We start from the raw sequence: 17,228 nt of genomic DNA, 5'->3' as shown, positions 1-17,228 counted from the left end.
GACGGTCTTACGCAATATCGCATTTCACTTTATATAGTAGGTTTAATCTATTGATTTATAGTAATTTATAGAACGGAAAATTAGGGCGACGCGAAGCACGGACCTCACGCCGCCCTACTTTGTTTTCCGCGCAACACGGCTGACGAATCAGCCCGCCAGCGCTGCATCCACAATGCCCTGAGCCTCGCTCAGGATGGCCTGGAGGTGCGCTTCGCTGCTGAAGCTTTCGCCATAGATTTTGTAAATCTCTTCGGTGCCCGAAGGACGCGCCGCAAACCATCCGTTTGCCGCCATCACCTTGATGCCGCCGATGGGCGCCTGATTGCCGGGTGCGCGATCGAGCACCTGCTCGATCTTTTCGCCCGCGAGCTCCTTGCTCTGCAACTGCTGCGGCGAAAGCTTCGAAAGTCTCGCTTTTTGCTGCGTGTTGGCGGCGGCATCCACGCGACTGGAATACGGTTTTCCCAGCGCATCGGTCAGCTCGGTATAGAGCTGGCCGGGGTCCTTGCCCGTTCGCGCCGTCATTTCCGCGGCGAGCAGCGACGGCACCATGCCGTCCTTGTCGGTGCTCCACACGCCGCCATCGTGACGCAGCATGGACGCGCCCGCGCTTTCTTCGCAGCCGAAACCCAGCGAACCATCGAACAGGCCGTCGGCGAACCATTTGAAACCGACCGGCACCTCGAGCAGATTGCGACCCAATCGCTTGGCGACGCGATCAATCAACGAACTGCTAACCACCGTCTTGCCGACGCTCGCCTGTGCGCTCCACTGCGGACGGTGACGGAACAGATAATCCACCATCACCGAAAGGTAGTGATTGGGCTGCATCAGTCCTGTGCTATGCGATACGACGCCGTGGCGGTCGTGATCGGTATCGCACGCAAACGCGACGTCGTATTTGTCTTTCAGGCCGATTAAGCGCTGCATGGCATAAGGCGAAGAAGGATCCATGCGGATCTTGCCGTCCCAGTCCACCGTCATAAAACGGAAGGTGGGATCGACCGTTTCGCTGACCACGGTCAAATCGATGCCGTAGCGTTCTGCGATCGGTCGCCAGTAATGCACGCCGGCGCCGCCCAGCGGGTCGGCCGCCATGCGCACGCCCGCGTTGCGGATCACATCGAAATCGATAATGTTTTTCAGTCCATCGATATATTGCGTTACGTAGTCGTGTTCTTTAACGAGACGCGAGCGCCGCGCTTGCGCATAGCCGATGCGCTTCACGCCATCGAGTTTGCTTTCGAGCAAATCATTGGCGCGCTTCTGAATCCAACTGGTGACGTCGGTATCGGCCGGACCACCGTTGGGCGGGTTGTATTTAAACCCGCCATCGCGCGGCGGATTGTGCGAAGGCGTGACAACGATACCGTCGGCAATGCCAACTGTCCGGTGACGGTTATGCATCAGAATCGCATGCGACACGGCGGGCGTTGGCGTGTATTCGTCCCCAGCGGATATCGCGACCGTTACATCGTTCGCCACCAGCACTTCCAGCGCACTTTCAAACGCGGGCCGCGAAAGTGCGTGCGAATCGATACCGATAAACAATGGACCGTCGATGCCTTTATGGCGGCGGTAGTCGCAAATGGCTTGCGTGATAGCGAGCACATGCCATTCGTTGAAACTGCGATCGAAGGACGAGCCGCGATGACCGGACGTGCCGAAACTCACGCGTTGCGTGGGCTCGCCTGCGTCAGGACGAAGCGCGCCATAGGCACCCAGCAACTTCGGCACATCCACCAACATGTCTTCCAGCGCGGGCTTTCCGGCGTGCGCATCAACCCTGGCATTCACGTGCAAGCGTTCCTTTGTGATGGGATCAAGGCACCGACAACCGGGCCGAAAGACCCAGTTGCCGGAGGCATTTGCCGATTATCCGCGAGCGGACATCAAACGTTCGTAAGCACGGGCTTCACGGTGGCGTGATAGTCGCCGACCGTTCAGTTCGGCTACCCCATTCAAAGGTGTCCTTGCGTCAGCTCGTCGGCCAGACGCGGCAGGTTATAGACCTTGCGCACCGCTTCGACCAGGGCGGCCGTGTCTACGGCCACAGCGCGGTTAATGCTGCCGTCGTAGACAAAATCCCCGCCCAGCGAATGAATATTGCCGTCGAAAATCAGGCCCACCGCGTGGCCCTCTCGGTCGATCACGGGGCTGCCGGAGTTGCCGCCGATGATGTCGTTGTCTGTAACGAAATTCATCGGCGTGGAAAGATCGAGCTGGCTCTGCGCTTTCAACCAGCTATCGGGCAGTTTGAACGGATCGGCGCCGGTAGCGCGCTTGTAGAGTCCGCCGAAGTTCGTAAACGGCGGCACCGGCGCATCATTCTCGTTCCAGCCCACGACTTTGCCGTAGGACAAGCGCAAGGTGAAAGTGGCGTCCGGATAGTTGGATATGCCGTCGCGGTCGAAACGCGCCTTGGCGATCGTTTCGTCCGCTTTGTCGGTGGGGGCTATCACTTCGTCCTCGTACGCCTTGCGAATCTTGCGCGATTCCGGATCAATCTTGCGCGCCAACGCGATCATGGGATCGTTGGATGCTTCGATCGCTTTTTCGCCGCCATCCCACAATTGTTTGCGTGCCGAAGCATCGGCCAGTTTGGTGCCGTTGACGAGTTGCTGCGCCAGCTGGTCTGGCGATTGCTTGCCTAACACTTCGTGCACGGTGGGATCATCGGCGCCCAGCGATTGCCTAAGTTTTTCTAACGACCAGGAGTCCATGGTCTGTTCGAATTTCGGATAGACGGGCACTTCCGATTCTAACGTGTGCTGTACCGCCGGCAGATTCGCTTCGCGGTAATCGGGCAGCCGTTCGCCATCGGGTTTGGCGCGCTCAGCGGCCGCGCGTACCAAGGTGCGCGCGTAATCGAACAGCTGCGTAAATCTTCCTCCGAATCCCGCTCCGTTTTCGAGCATGTCGAACCGTGTGCGCAGATCCTTGCTGCGCAGTTGCGCATGTTCGAGATCCGCCCAGGGATCTCCATATTTGGCGCGGCGCGCGGGTGTGGCGGCCATCCACGATTTCAGCGATGCATCTTGTTGTTTCTTGCGCTCGACAAAGTTTTCGTCGGCCAGCGTCTGCAGCCATCCATTGAAAACCTTGATGGAGTTCTCCAAGCCAAAGCGCAGCTCTTGCGCTTCCTTGGTTTGCTCGGCGCTTTCGCGGCTGTATTGCCATAACAAGCCGCGCATTTCCGAAAGCATGGCGTAGAAAGGCACGAGACGGTAATCGCGCATGGCGGCCAACTGAACCCACGGCACGCCGCGTTGCGTAGAACCCGGATTACCGACGACAAAGGTCAGCTCGCCAGCCTTGGGGCCTTGTGTCGAGAACTTGAAGAACTGCGGCGTGCTAGCCGGCTTGTTGTCGATATACGCACGGAAAAACGCCACATCCAAATCGTAGCGCGGGAAATTGAAGTTATCCGGATCGCCGCCGAAAAACGCGATGTCCTGTTCAGGCGCAAATACCAGTCGCACATCTTGATAACGACGATATTTGTACAACGCGTATCGACCACCGTTGTAGAGCGTGATGACATCGCAACGCCAGGTCTTGGCATCGCCGCTCACGCAGGACTGTTCCAATTTGCTATCGATGGCGCGTTCGGCTTTGACGCGCTCGGCGCCGGTCTTGCCCTCAGTCGCGGCATTCACTTGAGCGGTAACGTCGGTGATGGACTGAAGCTGATTGAGCTCAACGTCAGGACACTTCGGCTCGTCGTCCTGTTTAGCGGCCGTGTAGCCGTTGGACATGTAATCTTCATGCCCTTTCGAAAGTTGCGAAAGGCACATGTTCGCGCAATGGTGATTGGTCATCACCAGGCCGTTGGCGGAAACGAACGAACCGGAGCATCCTTCGGCAAGACGTAGCGCAGCGTGTTGCACCAGATCGATCCATGCTTGGCTTGGCGTAAAGCCGTAGCGCTGCTGCATCTGCTTGACCGGCAAGTGATCCAAGGTCCACATGCCCTCGTCCGCGATCGCCGCACCGGAACCGGCGACGAACAACCCGAACAACGCCATACCGAGCACACGCTTCATAGCCATCTCCCGTTAGAGCGCCATGACCCCGTGGCGCGAGTATGAGACCGACGCTAGAGCAAAGCCTTATTACGGCTACAATGTGAAGCGAGAAAACTCAACGTGCGTGGCTCGACATCAACGACGCTTCGTCGAGCGGAAGCGGTTGCGCAGAGACCGTTATTTCGATGTCGTATCCGGCGTCCGCCCACGCGTCCAGACCGCCCAACAAAGGACGCACGCGGCGATACCCTTGCATCATCAGCCCTTTCGCCGCCTTGGCTGCGGATATCTCATTCGGGCAACTGCAGTAAATCACCACGTCCTGATCGATGGAGACCTGATTGAGATCCTGATCGATCCCGCGCAGGCCCGCCATCAACGCGCCTGGAATGATGCGGTTATCCGCCAAACGCGAAGCTTCCGAACGCACATCCACAACCACGGGCGCCTTGCCGTCTTCGATTAGCTTGTGCAACTCGTCCACGGTGATGCGCGCCAATCGCAGCGAAAGCAACAAGCGCTTGCGCTGCCACCATTTGACCAACACGTAAGCAATCAAAAGTGCAACGACAAATTCCACCGTCACCGTTCCGGCGCTGGCGAGCACGAACAGCACATGATCGATCTGCTGCGAAAACGCGTAACCCAGTCCCACCACAACGCCGATCCAGATCAGCGAACCGAGTCCATCGAGCAGCACGAAAATCGGCGGCCTCAATTTCATCGCGCCCATCAACGGCGGCGCAATCGTGGAAAGACCTGGCACGAATTTGGCGATCAGCAAAATCTGCCCACGCCAACGCTGAAAGCGCAATTCTGATTGTTTAACGCACGAATCGGGAGACAGCGAAATGCGACAGAGCGTGCGCATCACGGTACCGCCATAACGACGTCCCGCCCAGTACCACGCGACATCGCTGATCAAGCATGCCAGCAGCGCCACCAACACGATTGACACCAAAGGCAGCCGGCCCGTCGACGACAACGCCCCGGCCACGACAAGCGTCGGCACGGCCGGCAACGGTAGCCCGGCTTGCTCCACCAAGACATTGATGAAGACCAGCAGCAATCCGTATTCGGCAATCAGTTCGATGATCGCGTGCGTCACGGGAACACCCTCGGTCGGGACTCTGCATCGTTGGGGCAAGCAGGCTCATTTGCAAGGTAATAACCGGGGGCATTGCGGCCAAAAAAGGCCGCCCTGCCCCGGTATTTCAAACCGACATCGACCGAGAGCTATCAGCCGCCGGCCAGACCGGATTTTATCTCCGGCGCGATGGCAGGTTTGCTGGCCTGTTCGTCGAGCAGGGTGCGGAAAATAAGCCCGCCCACCGCACCGCCAAGCAAGGGAACCACCCAGAACATCCACAGTTCCTGCAGCGCCCATGTGCCCTGGAACAACGCCACACCCGTACTGCGCGCCGGGTTTACCGAGGTGTTGGTGACGGGGATGCTGATCAGATGAATCAGCGTCAGCGCCAAACCGATGGCCAATGGACCGAAACCGGCCGGCGCTCGTTTGTCGGTCGCGCCGTGAATAACGATCACGAACATCGCCGTCAGCACGAATTCGCTGACCATGCAGGCGTGTAGCGAATACCCCCCGGGCGAGTGGTCGCCGTAGCCGTTGGATGCGAAACCGCCGGTTGTGGCGTCGAATCCGGGCTTGCCGCTGGCGATCACGTAAAGCACCGCCGCCGCGACCATGGCGCCGATCACCTGCGCCACGATGTACGGCACCACGTCCTTGCCGCTAAACCGACCACCGGCAAAAAGACCCACCGTCACGGCCGGATTGAAATGCGCCCCGGAAATGCCTGCAAACGCATAGGCCCCCGTCACCACCGTTAGACCGAACGCCAGCGCCACACCCGCAAAACCGATACCGAGCGACGGAAATGCCGCTGCCAGCACCGCGCTGCCGCAACCGCCGAGTACCAGCCAAAAAGTTCCGAAAAACTCTGCACAGAGTCGCTTGAACATAATCGTCTCCGATCAAAGAAAGGATTAGCGATACCGCTACATCGTTTGCTCTTGCGAAACGTTACGCCCCTAGAAAGTCAGCCGTGTTTCCCCTACTCGGCGACGCGTTCCTAATACCATGAGGCGAATCGTTCGCGCCAGCCGACCAAGTCTGCACACGGGCGGCCTATTCGTGATCCAAGGAGATTCCATGCAAGCGCCCGACACCGACGACATGGAATCAGGCATCGTGCCAAGTTGGCTACGCAATGCCGATGCGTGGACGAACACCGTCCGCAACGGCCTTATCGAAAGCCGGCGACAGGTCACCGACAACGCCATCCTGAAGGCCGTGCTCGACGCACAACCGCGTTCCGTACTCGATGTGGGGTGCGGTGAAGGTTGGCTGGTGCGCGCCCTTGCAGCGCACGGCATCGACGCGACAGGTGTGGACGCGGTGCCGACGCTGGTGGAACGCGCACGCGAAGCGGGAGGAACCTTTCAGGTGGCCTCGTACGACGACGTCGTCGAAGGCCGATTGCGGCAACGCATCAATACGGCCGTCTGCAATTTCTCGTTGCTCGGCAAAACCTCGGTCGAACGATTCTTCGAAGCGCTGCCGTTGCAAATGAACGAGGACGGGCGATTCATCGTTCAAACCGTGCACCCCGTCGTCGCCTGCGGCGAGCACGCTTATGTCGACGGTTGGCGGAATGAAACGTGGGCCGGATTCGGCGGAGGATTTTCGACGCCCGCACCGTGGTATTTCCGCACGATGGCGAACTGGATTTCGCTGTTTTCCGCGGCGGGATGGCGCGTTTGCGAGATGCGCGAGCCTCTGCATCCGAAAACCATGCAGCCGGCTTCCCTGATTTTTATCGCATGCCCTCGGTAGCTGTTTTGCGCGACCTAAAACAGATCGGGATGCGTCACCTCGCGGCGACGCATCCCGACGTTGCAAGCCAGCGCGTAAGCGACCAGCCTCAAGCTAAGATCAAACCGCAGCGTCCTTGAGCTTCTTCAGCGGACGGATCTTGACCTTCACGGTGGCGGGCTTAGCAGCGAACCACTGCTCTTCCTTCGTGAAGGGATTGATGCCCTTGCGCTTCGGCTTGGCCGGCACATTGACAGCGGTGATCTTCAGCAGGCCAGGCAGGGTGAACGTGCCAGCGCCTTTCTTATGAACCGAGGCGTGCACAACACCTTCCAGCGCGGAGAGAACGCCACGCACATCCTTGGATGCAAGACCCGTGGTTTCCGCCAGATGCGCAACCAAACCGGACTTGCTCAGTGCTTCCTTGATCGGCTTCGGAGCTGCGGCGGCCTTGGATGCCGTCTTGCCTTTTGCTGCCTTCTTTGCCATGGACTACCCCATCGTTATTTGGATTGTTGAATTGCCTTACGGCGAGCAGAAATGTAGGGGAAATTTGTGCTCACGCCAACTAGCAAACGCAAAAAAACCGGAAAAAAAGCGTTCGGACCTGCCTCAAGCTGGAAAAAACCTATGGAAGCAAGCTTTTTGCCAACATAAAAAGCGCCACCACGACGATCACCGCCGCATAAAGAACCGTCAGCGCACCGCGCGTTCCCGACAGTTTTCGCGCACCCCAGGCGCCCAGCCAACCGCCGACAATGCCGCCTGCAATGAACTCCCATGCGATAGGCCACGCCACCCATCCGGATGCTGCGTAATTCAATGCCGCAGTAAAGCCGAATACGCCTACGCAAAATAACGCCGTACCGATGGCGTCGATCATGGCCATGCCGCTCGCAAGCACAAGTCCGGGCACGATCAGAAAACCGCCGCCGATACCGAAAAAACCGGCCAAACCACCCGCCGCCAAACCCACTGCGCCAAGACGAGGGAACATGTTGCGCCGCGGATAACCGGTGCCGTCATGTCCATGCCTGCCACGCAGCATGAGAGCCGCGACAACGAGCATCAGCAACGCAAACAGGATCAACAACCGCTGGCCGTCCATCATCTTGCCCAGCGTCGAACCGACGTACGCGCCCACCATGCCTGCGGCTGCAAACGCAAACGCCGCTGGCCACTGCACATGCTTCGCTTTCGCGTGCGGAACCAGATTGGCAAATGCGTTCACCGCGACCGCCAGCGCGCTGGTGCCGATAGCTCGATGCGGATCGTGCAGGCCTACAACATAGAGCAGCAAAGGCGTGGCGAGAATGGAACCGCCACCGCCAATCAACGCGAGCGAAAAACCGACCAGCGAACCGCACAGAACGGCCAATAAGTCATGCCATGGAAACACCGACTTGCCTCGATGTCGCGAATCTACGAGCCGCTATTAAACCCTAATTCGCAATCGCGCATCTCACTGCGGTCCGCTCTTTTTTGCTGGAGTTCGCATGAAATCGATCGCCGCCATCGCTACCGCGATGTTGCTTGCCTTGGTATGCCTAGGCGTTCGCGCCGACCCGTCTACGGGCTCACTGGATATGCATTGGAGCGACGGCGCAGCAGACTGCAGCAAAGCCTCGCAACCGCCGCTGGAAGTCCACCGCTACGATGCGCAAACCTACATCCTGCGTGAAAGCCCGTGCGCCACGTTCGAGGCGCCATTTATGTATTTGCTGATCGGCGCCAATCGGGCGGTACTTATCGATTCGGGCGATGTCGCCGATCCGAAACAAGCTCCGCTCGCGCAAACGGTGACGGCTTTATTGCCAACGCTGGGGGCATCGAAGATGCCGCTACTTGTCGTGCATACGCACGGTCATTTGGATCATCGCCGTGGCGATGTGCAATTTCAGTCGCTGCCTCACGTACAGATTGTCCCGACCGATCTTGCGCATGTAAAAAACTATTTCGGCTTCGGCGATTGGCCGCGCGGCGTGGCGCAAATCGAATTGGGTGGCCGAACGATCGATGTATTGCCGACACCTGGACACTATCCTTCGCATATCTCCTTTTACGACCGCAATACCGGACTCTTCTTCTCCGGCGACTTCTTTCTGCCAGGGCGTTTGATCATCAACGATGCGACGGAGGATGAAGCAAGCGCGCAGCGCGTGGCCGATTTCATCAGAGATCGTCCGGTAACCGCAGTGCTTGCAGGACATATCGAGATGGATGCGCAAGGCAATCTCTATGACTTCGGCGCGACCTATCACCCCAACGAACGCGCGCTGCCGCTAGAGAAGGACGATCTGCTCGCCCTTCCCGCTCGCATCGCCAAATTCAACGGTTTTTACACGCAAGACGGCGTGTTCGTGATGCTCGATCAAGGTCGCGTGCTTGCCGCTGGATTGGCAGTCATCGTGCTCGCTCTTGGCACCGTCATCACGTTGCTTTGGCGCCACATCAGGCGGCGCAAACGGCGCCGCCTTACGCAGGCGAACGTCGTCGCACCGTCGGTTTAAGAATCACGTCAATGAGGCTTCATGTTGTCTTGCATGGAGCCCTTGTCGTTCCCCATATCCATGTCTTCGTCGGGCGGCGCCTTGGCGACGATCTCTTTATATTGCGCAGGCGTCATACCGTTCAATTTCTGCAAGAAAGCAACCATGCTCCAGATCGTGTCGTCATCGTGCGTCGCACCCCAGGCTGGCATCGCCGTCAGCTTGACGCCGTGCTTGATGGTCCAAAACGCTTCACGCGGATCGATAGGCGCCTGATAAAGCACGGGAGGCTTTGGATAGAGACCTTTGCGCAGCTCCGAATCCTGCATGCCTGGCGCCAGATGACACTCGGTACACATCGCCGCGTATTGACCTGCGCCTTTTAAAATCAGCGATGGGTCGTCCAAGTTGGGCACCGTGATCGATTGGGCGTGATGCTCGATAGACCGCTCCCTGGCCACCGCCAAAACGTGATACGTGACCGACCAATGCGGAACATCGGCTCCCACATTGTAAAAACCCGACCAGACGCCGGCGCACGCCAATACGATGACGATGATACCGACCAGGACGCCGGTGCGATAAATCATGCGCTTTGCCATGAAACCTCCTCAAAACCAAAAACGGATGCCAGCAACGAATTGGCGATCAAAAACAGCCGGATGTGCTTCCGCGGCAAAGCTGCCCGAAGCGCGAAGGCGTCGCGTCCAGACGAACCCTAAATAGGGTGCGATCTGCCGCGTTATTTCATAGCGAAGGCGGAGCCCGAGCTGTGCATTCGATGCCTCATTCTGCACACGCCCAGCGTCGGTCTTGTTGTAGAGATTGATTTCCAATTCCGGCTGAAGGATCAGGCGTTGCGTAAAGCGAACGGTGTATTCGGCGCGAGCGCGCGCCGCGAGGCGCCCCGCATCGCCAACGTAACCGGTTGCCTCCAACTCGACCCAATAGGGCGACAACCCCTCAAGGCCGAACGCCATCCAGTTATGCTGCGCGCCCGCATCCAGATCGTGCCGAATGCCCCATTGCGAATTCCAAAATGCGGACACGGAATGATTCCAGAACGCTTCGACATCGCCTTCGTCAATGCGACCACGGCTTTCCTCGCCTTCCGTTCGCAGCCATAGTTTGTCGTTGTCGTTGCCATACGAGGCTTCGGCTTCCCACATGACACCGTTACCCGTATAGCCGTTGAAATATTCCAATTGGTCGACGAGCAGCATGCCGCGAGAGGTGTTGTCGTTCATTTCCATGCCTTGCATGGATGACGGCGCCTCCGATTGCGGCATCGGCGCCATATCGTGTGCGCTCATCGCGGATGCGTCCTGCGCGATGCTTGCTCGACATATCACCGCGGCCAGACACGCCAACCAAACGGATTGTCGCCGTTTCTTTGCAAGTGCGCTCATGCCACCACCACTTCGCGGAACATGCCCGCTTCCATGTGGAACTGCATATGGCAGTGATACGCCCAGCGCCCAGGATTGTCGGCGGTAACGGCATAACTGATTTGCTGTGCCGGTTGCACGTTGACGGTGTGCTTGCGCACTTGGAATCGACCATTTTCATCCTCAAGCTCGCTCCACATGCCATGCAGATGAATGGGATGGTTCATCATGGTGTCGTTGATAAGCACCATGCGTAAACGTTCGCCGCTGCGGAAACGTATCGGAGGGGCATCGGAGAATTTCACGCCGTCGAACGACCACATGTAGCGCTCCATATTGCCGGTCAAGCGCAACACGACGTCTCTTTCCGGTTCGCGCTTATCGATGGGGCCGCCGATGGTATGCAGATCCGCATACGTAAGCACGCGCCGTCTATTGTTGCGAACGCCAGAGCCGGGATCGTCCAAGTTTTTTCTCGGCTGCGCGACGCGCATGTCGACACCGGGCGCCGTTTTCGGCACCGAAGGAGCCGAGGCTTGGTGATCCATCCTCATGCCGGGCATATCTTGCATGGACGACATCCCGGACATGTCCATCGATGCACCGTGCTGTGCTGACGACATATTCCCCATTACATCCTGCGTGGACAACCATATGCGCGGGTCCATGGTCGGCACAGCGGCCTGCATGCCGTTGCGCGGCGCTAACGTGCCCCGTACGTAGCCGCCGCGGTCGATCGACTGAGCAAACAGCGTGTATGCGCGATCTTCATCAGGCTCGACGACGACATCGTATGTCTCGGCCGGCGTCACTCGAAATTCGTCTACCTGGACCGGCTCAACGTCCTGCCCATCGGCGCTGACCACGGTCATTTTCAAACCGGGGATACGCACGTCGAAGATCGTCATGGCCGAACCATTGATAATGCGGAGACGAATTTTTTCGCCTGGAAGGAACAAACCCGTCCAATTGGACACCGATGTCTGTCCGTTCATGAGATAGGTGTACGTGTAAGCAGAAACGTCGCTCAAATCGGTGGGATTCATGCGCATGGCGTTCCACATCTTGCGCATGGCGAACGCTTCGCGAAGTCCTACGCGGTGCGCATCGCGCATAAAGTCTGCGACGGTAGGCTGCGCAGTATTGTAAAAATCGCTCTGCTTCTTCAGACGGGAGAAAATGCTTGCGGGATTGTCGTCGGTCCAATCATTAAGCATGACGACGTAGTCGCGATCCGCCGCGACTCTTTGCTTGCCTGCCGGCTCTACGATCATCGCGCCGAATAAACCGGTCTGTTCCTGATAACCCGAATGCGCGTGATACCAATAGGTGCCCGATTGCCGCACCTGAAACTGATATTCGAATGTTTCACCAGGTGCGATGCCGCCAAAGCTTATGCCCGGCACGCCATCCATCTGAAACGGCAGGATGATGCCGTGCCAATGGATGGAGGTCGGCACGTTTAGACGATTGGTAACCCGCAGTCGAACATGACTGCCCTCACGCCAACGGAGAATGGGACCTGGCACGCTACCGTTGACCGTGGTCGCGACACTTGGCCTTCCCGTGTAATTGACAGGCATTTGAGAAATCGCCAAAGCGAAATCGGTGCCGGTGAGTGTATTAACGCCGTCGCCAAGATAGGAACCGACAGCGCGTGCGCTTGGCAGAAAACCCAAGGCGCTTACCGCGCCCCCAAGCGCCAAGCCCTGAACGAAGCGCCGCCGCGACAGATCGACCGCGGATAGCGGGTAAAGCGTATTCATGGGCGAACTCCATGCGAAACAGGATGCCCTGGCGTTCCATGCTCAACATGCATGGAGCCAGGCGAACACATCGCTAGACGCAATCAGGCCGCGGGTGGCCGCAATGGAGGCGCAAGACTGGGCGCGGGGGCATCGAGGCGACGCATGGGCACGCGAACCATGGCTAACAGTGTCAGCCAAGATAACGAAGGCACCGAAGGGAGGAGCACGCTGCCGCACATCGCATCGCAATGGCAGGCAGGCTGCGAAGCGCCGCCACAACACTGATTCGCATGCTGGCCACTCGTCCCGACGGCGTGCGCATGCATGGCGTGGACCATCGATACTGCATGCGTGCCATGCGTGGCGTTGTCCATGGAATCGGCAGGCATGGCCGGCAACGAAACAGTCATCAGCATCCATGCCAGCACCATGATCGCCCGCAACGTTCGCGAGCGGGAAAGACGGCGCAGGAAAAAAGGCTGAGACATAAGACGAAAGCTTATCCTCGCCGGGGCATCAGCTCAACCATCGCCAGTGGCATTTACTTCACAACGTCGGCCTGGCTATAGCCCATATAGAGTCCGATCTTGTCGCCAGCCTTCAAGTTCACCATGGATGACGGTGGAAAATGCACCTTCAAGGCCATGCCTTCCGTCATCACATCGACAATGCCGGTTTTCGGATCGGCATCGGTGACCGTCGCCGGCATCGTGTGCATGCCGTGCATATTCACCGCGGAGTTGGTCCTTGGTGTGTGCGTCATATGCACGTTGCCTGCTTGCCCCTGGCTTGGCATAGAGCCGGGCGGCGTTTGGTCCTGCGCGATGGCGGAACCGCTTGCACCGCACGCCATCAGCAAGGCGACTGACATAAAAAAAGAACGCCGAATCGAGCACATGGACATGGCTGTTTCCTCGCGGCAAATAGACACTCGGTGTGGCGGATTATGAGAGCGCCAATGTTCAGGCTATCTGAAATTCAAGTAGTGTTTGAAAGCGAGGACCTGCAAGATCGCGATCAAATCGTGGGTCAGGCCGAACTCAAAGCGTTTCAGCATAACGTCCAAGCAACTCTCTCATCGCCGATTCAAGTCTTTCGATATGCGATCGAGACGCGCCGATACCTTCCGCTTCGATACGCTGCTCCAGCGCAGCACACTGCTCGGCAACTTCTTTTTCGCCCATCATCAATAGCGCTCCTTTCATGGAGTGGACGCGCGAAAGCAATTTCTCTCTATCGCCCGATTGCTTGGCATCAACCAGCAGTTGAACGTCGCGCGTTCCCGAGTCAACAAACACGCGTCGCACTTTTTCGGGATATTTGGCGGCCCATGGAGCCTTGATAACAGGCACTGGGTTCGCGCGAGGCAAATAGTGCGATAACGCTCTGTTCAACTTCTCCAACGAAAGCGGCTTGAGCAAGAGATCGGTAATACCCGCCTCCCGGCAACGAACTTTTTCGCTGGCAAGCGCCGTAGCGGTCACTGCAAGGATCGGCAGCGTGACGCCTTGCGCGCGTAGATGTTGCGCCAACTCGTAACCATTCATATTGGGCATATTGATATCGGTCAGCACGGCGGCGTATCGATCGTCACGCCAAAGACGCAACGCCACATCGCCGTCTTCGGCCACATCGACGCTATAGCCCAAATTCTCCAGCTGTTGTTGGATTAGCTCGCGATTGACGGCATTGTCGTCCGCAAGCAATACCCTGCCGCCGCGAGCGAGCTTCTGCGTCTCGGGCGATCTGGACGCACCCCGCTGGCGGTGCTCTTTGCTATCCGTCGCGTATTGAAGAATGGCGGATCGAAGCGCGCCGCTCGAATAGCATGAAATAGCAACAACCTTGTCCCGCGCTTCAGGAATCAACGGGCCATCGATGGTTGCCTGAATGACCCGAGGAACATGCGACATCAGTTCGTTCTCTTCGTCGCCTGTCCACGCCCGCTCCATGCCGAATATCACGAGAGCATCCGCGCGCCTAACCGCTTCGGGATCCAGTTCGGACGGCTGCGCAGCGACGGACACATTCGCGCCCCATGAAGCGAGCAACGTGGAAATCTCCGAACGCCATTCCGCGACTGCCGAGAGCAGCGCAACGTTTCGACCTTCGAGCGGACGTAGACCCGTCGTCGATGCGTTGCTGCTTTCGGACACAGGCAAATCGAAGGTAAAGACGCTGCCGACACCCGGTGTGCTGCTCGCCTCGATCCGGCCACCCATCAATTCGGCCAACTGATGGCACAGCGTCAGACCAAGCCCGCTTCCGCCAAACCGCCGGGAAATACTCGCATCCGCCTGCGAAAACGGCTCGAACACTTGCTGCAGCTGCCCCTTGTTCATGCCGATTCCAGAGTCGATGACCTCAAATCGCAACCAGAAAGTATCTGGCCGTCGCGTGAGGCGAACGCGCCACCCGCAACACGATGCGGCCCGATTCCGTGAACTTCACGGCGTTGCTGACGAGGTTGTTCAATATCTGGCGGATACGATGCGGGTCGGCGATATATCCACGGGCCAAATTCGAATCGATATTGAAATAGAGCTTCAAACCCTTTCGTTGAGCGGTGGGCGCGTAAAGCAGCACGGTCTGCTCGACCAACGGCCTGAGTTCGAATGCAATCGGATCGATGTCTAGCTGGCCGGCTTCAATGCGTGAAAAGTCCAGCACATCGCTAATGATCGCCAGTAACGTATCGGCGGAAAAGCGAATGCGATCCAGGCGCTCTCGCTGCGCCGGCTCCAATTTTGAGTGGCCCAATAGCTCGAGGTGCCCGAGAATGCCGTTGAGCGGCGTGCGGATTTCATGACTCATGGTAGCCACGAATGCCGTTTTGGCGCGGCTAGCCGATTCGGCGGCCAGCCTCGCTTGTTCTGAATCTTTTCGCGCTCGCCGTAAATTCTCTTCGATTTCCGCGCGAGCCGTCACGTCACGCAACACAAAAAATAGGGCGTCGCGATCTCGGTAGACGATTGGCTTGGCGACTGCCGCCAAGTGACGCCCGTTTTCCTTGCTTGCATCGGCAATGGCAAAGTTGAATTCGCGCACATCCGGCTCGCTAACCGGAGCAGCCGCATCGGCATAGTGGCTAAGCAACTGTCGATAAAACTCAGCCTGACCCTCCTCCATAGCACCCGCGTAACCACGCACAAGGTCGTTCTGCAACAACGGCGCCGCATCGTCGCGCCGAATGACGCACAGACCCACCGGCGAGGTTTCGATCATCGTGCGATTGAGCGCATCGCTTTGATAGACGCGCTTGGCGCGCGCGAGCACGGGCGTGAACACGCTACGATCCTGCCTTGTAAGCAAGGCCCAGAGGATGGCCAGCAACACGACGGCCATCGCGATCTCAATCGCCATCGCGGTGCTTTCGCCGCGAAGGATGTCCGACCAGCGATAGGCGCGCACCAGAACCCAGTTACTGCCGGCAACATGCTCGGCGATAAAGAACTGGCCGCCCTGGTAATGGCGCACAATGCCACCGGCTGCGAGTTGAGCGGCAGGCAAGTCGCGAAACGCCGCTGCGACGTTTTTACTGTCTGCAGCCGGTCCGGTATCGAATGCGACATCTCCGTTATCACTCAAGACGGTCATGTCATGGCGCGTCGCCTTGCGCAATTGATCCACGAACCGAGATACGGGTTCATAGACGACGAACGCACCGATAGGCGTATCGCGATCCATCGCCACGAAGCTGCCTATGACCGAGAGCTCGCCCGTTGCGGGGTTTTTTCCGATCGAGGAAAGAATCTTCGGCAGCTTCTTCCCAAAAAAGCCAAGCGCGTCATTCCCCTCGCGCAATTCGTGCAGCGCCTGAAGATCATTGAAGTCGATCTTCGGTGCGGCGAGCTTGGCGAACAACGCCTCTCGATCGGAGCGATCCGCCGCAAGATGAATGTCTTGAGTGGCGAGCTTATCGCCAAAAATAAATAGCGTTTCGCTGGGTTCGTAGAAATATCCCATCGTCCCTCTTTCACTGCCGCGCGCCGTCAACGACGTACCGACAACGACGGACATCTCATTGGCAAGGCCAAGGTAACGATCGACCTTGTCCTGCGGCCATGCGCCAACGCCGCTTCCCAGCACCAGCATGGGCGCCGACTGATCGGTAGGCTGAATGACCGCCTGATCGTCGTGCTCCGCAAAGGCCGCAAATGCCTCGGCGCCCTTTGTAGCCAACTCGTTGGATCGGTTGTGCCACGCGTACTCGACCATGTTCAGCGTGCGCACGTAACTGGTATCGCGCTGGATAAAGACCGAGTCGAGCGCCAGTTTTGCGTTTCGGAAATCGTCGACCTGTTCGGATCGGTAGGTTCCGACATCCTGCAGGAGAGACATCGCCAGCATCAGCACGATCACCAGCGACAGAAACACGCCGCCACCGAACAGCAACCGGTGATGATGCCGTTCCAACGCGGTAATGTCCTGCTGGCCGGCCAGGGCATCGTGATACACAGGCTCAGGCATCGTCATCTCGTCCGATGATTCAAGAGGGCCACTACGCTCAACGCGTAATGGAACTGCCTTGCGGAAAAGACGGGAAAACCTACTCCAGTACATTCTAGACACAAGGCTCCCTCTGGCGACACTAGGCGACAAGACGCGAAAGTCAGGGCCGGCAAACCGCCCGCCTGTGTCAGAAAACCCCGCAGCGCTCGGACCTCTCAGACGACAACGAGCGAGGGAACACAGGCCTAGGAATCGTAGGGGCAATAAAATCGGAGAGATATCGGACA

The 17,228-nt window shown here is 58.2% G+C and carries 15 protein-coding genes; 3 read left to right on the top strand and 12 right to left on the bottom strand.

Annotation, left to right across the window (positions count from 1 at the left end):
* Positions 1-147: 147 nt before the first annotated feature.
* From pgm to aqpZ, 4 genes are all read right to left on the bottom strand, one after another.
* Positions 148-1,797, bottom strand: coding sequence for a phosphoglucomutase (alpha-D-glucose-1,6-bisphosphate-dependent) (pgm, locus tag L0U79_RS12020; protein ID WP_345778433.1), 1,650 nt, complete (start codon positions 1,795-1,797; stop codon positions 148-150).
* A gap of 164 nt (positions 1,798-1,961) precedes the next feature.
* Positions 1,962-4,046, bottom strand: coding sequence for a S46 family peptidase (locus L0U79_RS12015; protein ID WP_233842512.1), 2,085 nt, complete (start codon positions 4,044-4,046; stop codon positions 1,962-1,964).
* A gap of 97 nt (positions 4,047-4,143) precedes the next feature.
* Positions 4,144-5,136 (bottom strand): DedA family protein/thiosulfate sulfurtransferase GlpE, encoded by a 993-nt coding sequence (locus L0U79_RS12010; RefSeq protein ID WP_233842511.1) that lies wholly within the window; start codon positions 5,134-5,136, stop codon positions 4,144-4,146.
* A gap of 131 nt (positions 5,137-5,267) precedes the next feature.
* Entirely contained in the window at positions 5,268-6,011 is a 744-nt protein-coding gene (gene aqpZ, locus L0U79_RS12005; RefSeq protein WP_233842510.1) for an aquaporin Z, read from the bottom strand.
* A gap of 190 nt (positions 6,012-6,201) precedes the next feature.
* On the opposite strand from aqpZ, the gene L0U79_RS12000 reads away from it, so the two are divergent.
* Positions 6,202-6,885, top strand: a complete 684-nt coding sequence (locus tag L0U79_RS12000) for a methyltransferase domain-containing protein (RefSeq protein WP_233842509.1) — start codon at positions 6,202-6,204, stop codon at positions 6,883-6,885.
* 99 nt (positions 6,886-6,984) lie between these two features.
* Here L0U79_RS12000 and L0U79_RS11995 read toward each other — a convergent pair whose 3' ends face one another.
* Together L0U79_RS11995 and L0U79_RS11990 are read right to left on the bottom strand one after the other, a co-directional pair.
* Positions 6,985-7,353 (bottom strand): HU family DNA-binding protein, encoded by a 369-nt coding sequence (locus tag L0U79_RS11995; RefSeq protein WP_233842508.1) that lies wholly within the window; start codon positions 7,351-7,353, stop codon positions 6,985-6,987.
* Positions 7,354-7,492: 139 nt separating this feature from the next.
* Positions 7,493-8,263: a sulfite exporter TauE/SafE family protein gene (locus L0U79_RS11990; RefSeq protein WP_233842507.1), complete on the bottom strand. Its 771-nt coding sequence runs from the start codon at positions 8,261-8,263 to the stop codon at positions 7,493-7,495.
* A gap of 97 nt (positions 8,264-8,360) precedes the next feature.
* Between L0U79_RS11990 and L0U79_RS11985 the strand changes: the two genes are divergently transcribed.
* Positions 8,361-9,374 (top strand): MBL fold metallo-hydrolase, encoded by a 1,014-nt coding sequence (locus tag L0U79_RS11985; protein ID WP_233842506.1) that lies wholly within the window; start codon positions 8,361-8,363, stop codon positions 9,372-9,374.
* A gap of 8 nt (positions 9,375-9,382) precedes the next feature.
* On the opposite strand, the gene L0U79_RS11980 is transcribed toward L0U79_RS11985, so the two are convergent.
* The 3 genes from L0U79_RS11980 to L0U79_RS11970 are packed head-to-tail and all read right to left on the bottom strand — an operon-like array spanning position 9,383 to position 12,507.
* Positions 9,383-9,955, bottom strand: coding sequence for a cytochrome c (locus L0U79_RS11980; RefSeq protein WP_345778432.1), 573 nt, complete (start codon positions 9,953-9,955; stop codon positions 9,383-9,385).
* Positions 9,956-9,964: 9 nt separating this feature from the next.
* Entirely contained in the window at positions 9,965-10,762 is a 798-nt protein-coding gene (locus L0U79_RS11975; RefSeq protein WP_233842505.1) for a copper resistance protein B, read from the bottom strand.
* A complete protein-coding gene (locus L0U79_RS11970; protein WP_233842504.1) occupies positions 10,759-12,507 on the bottom strand; it encodes a copper resistance system multicopper oxidase in 1,749 nt (582 codons plus the stop codon). Before L0U79_RS11970 ends, L0U79_RS11975 begins: the two co-directional genes overlap by 4 nt.
* Before the next feature lie 306 nt (positions 12,508-12,813).
* On the opposite strand from L0U79_RS11970, the gene L0U79_RS11965 reads away from it, so the two are divergent.
* Entirely contained in the window at positions 12,814-12,972 is a 159-nt protein-coding gene (locus tag L0U79_RS11965; RefSeq protein ID WP_233842503.1) for a hypothetical protein, read from the top strand.
* Between the two features lie 58 nt (positions 12,973-13,030).
* Here the strand turns inward: L0U79_RS11965 and L0U79_RS11960 are convergent, their stop codons facing one another.
* From L0U79_RS11960 to L0U79_RS11950, 3 genes are all read right to left on the bottom strand, one after another.
* Entirely contained in the window at positions 13,031-13,360 is a 330-nt protein-coding gene (locus L0U79_RS11960) for a hypothetical protein (RefSeq protein ID WP_233842502.1), read from the bottom strand.
* Between the two features lie 169 nt (positions 13,361-13,529).
* Positions 13,530-14,516 (bottom strand): response regulator, encoded by a 987-nt coding sequence (locus L0U79_RS11955; RefSeq protein ID WP_233842501.1) that lies wholly within the window; start codon positions 14,514-14,516, stop codon positions 13,530-13,532.
* Positions 14,517-14,853: 337 nt separating this feature from the next.
* Complete coding sequence (locus L0U79_RS11950) at positions 14,854-16,959, bottom strand: histidine kinase dimerization/phospho-acceptor domain-containing protein (RefSeq protein ID WP_233842500.1); 2,106 nt, start codon at positions 16,957-16,959, stop codon at positions 14,854-14,856.
* Positions 16,960-17,228 lie beyond the last annotated feature (269 nt).

The sequence above is a fragment of the Dyella sp. 2HG41-7 genome, assembly GCF_021390675.1.
In the GTDB taxonomy this organism is placed as follows: domain Bacteria; phylum Pseudomonadota; class Gammaproteobacteria; order Xanthomonadales; family Rhodanobacteraceae; genus Dyella_B.
The sequence above is the reverse complement of the archived record's forward strand: the minus strand, read 5'-3'. Positions and strand labels throughout refer to the sequence as shown.

What these genes read in the sequence shown, in the direction of transcription:
- L0U79_RS12015 (WP_233842512.1), bottom strand. Translation starts at nt 4,046, where the DNA reads ATGAAGCGTGTGCTCGGTATGGCGTTGTTCGGGTTGTTCGTCGCCGGT.
- aqpZ (WP_233842510.1), bottom strand. Translation starts at nt 6,011, where the DNA reads ATGTTCAAGCGACTCTGTGCAGAGTTTTTCGGAACTTTTTGGCTGGTA.
- L0U79_RS12000 (WP_233842509.1), top strand. Translation starts at nt 6,202, where the DNA reads ATGCAAGCGCCCGACACCGACGACATGGAATCAGGCATCGTGCCAAGT.
- L0U79_RS11995 (WP_233842508.1), bottom strand. Translation starts at nt 7,353, where the DNA reads ATGGCAAAGAAGGCAGCAAAAGGCAAGACGGCATCCAAGGCCGCCGCA.
- L0U79_RS11985 (WP_233842506.1), top strand. Translation starts at nt 8,361, where the DNA reads ATGAAATCGATCGCCGCCATCGCTACCGCGATGTTGCTTGCCTTGGTA.
- L0U79_RS11980 (WP_345778432.1), bottom strand. Translation starts at nt 9,955, where the DNA reads ATGGCAAAGCGCATGATTTATCGCACCGGCGTCCTGGTCGGTATCATC.
- L0U79_RS11975 (WP_233842505.1), bottom strand. Translation starts at nt 10,762, where the DNA reads ATGAGCGCACTTGCAAAGAAACGGCGACAATCCGTTTGGTTGGCGTGT.
- L0U79_RS11970 (WP_233842504.1), bottom strand. Translation starts at nt 12,507, where the DNA reads ATGAATACGCTTTACCCGCTATCCGCGGTCGATCTGTCGCGGCGGCGC.
- L0U79_RS11965 (WP_233842503.1), top strand. Translation starts at nt 12,814, where the DNA reads ATGGCGTGGACCATCGATACTGCATGCGTGCCATGCGTGGCGTTGTCC.
- L0U79_RS11960 (WP_233842502.1), bottom strand. Translation starts at nt 13,360, where the DNA reads ATGTCAGTCGCCTTGCTGATGGCGTGCGGTGCAAGCGGTTCCGCCATC.
- L0U79_RS11950 (WP_233842500.1), bottom strand. Translation starts at nt 16,959, where the DNA reads ATGCCTGAGCCTGTGTATCACGATGCCCTGGCCGGCCAGCAGGACATT.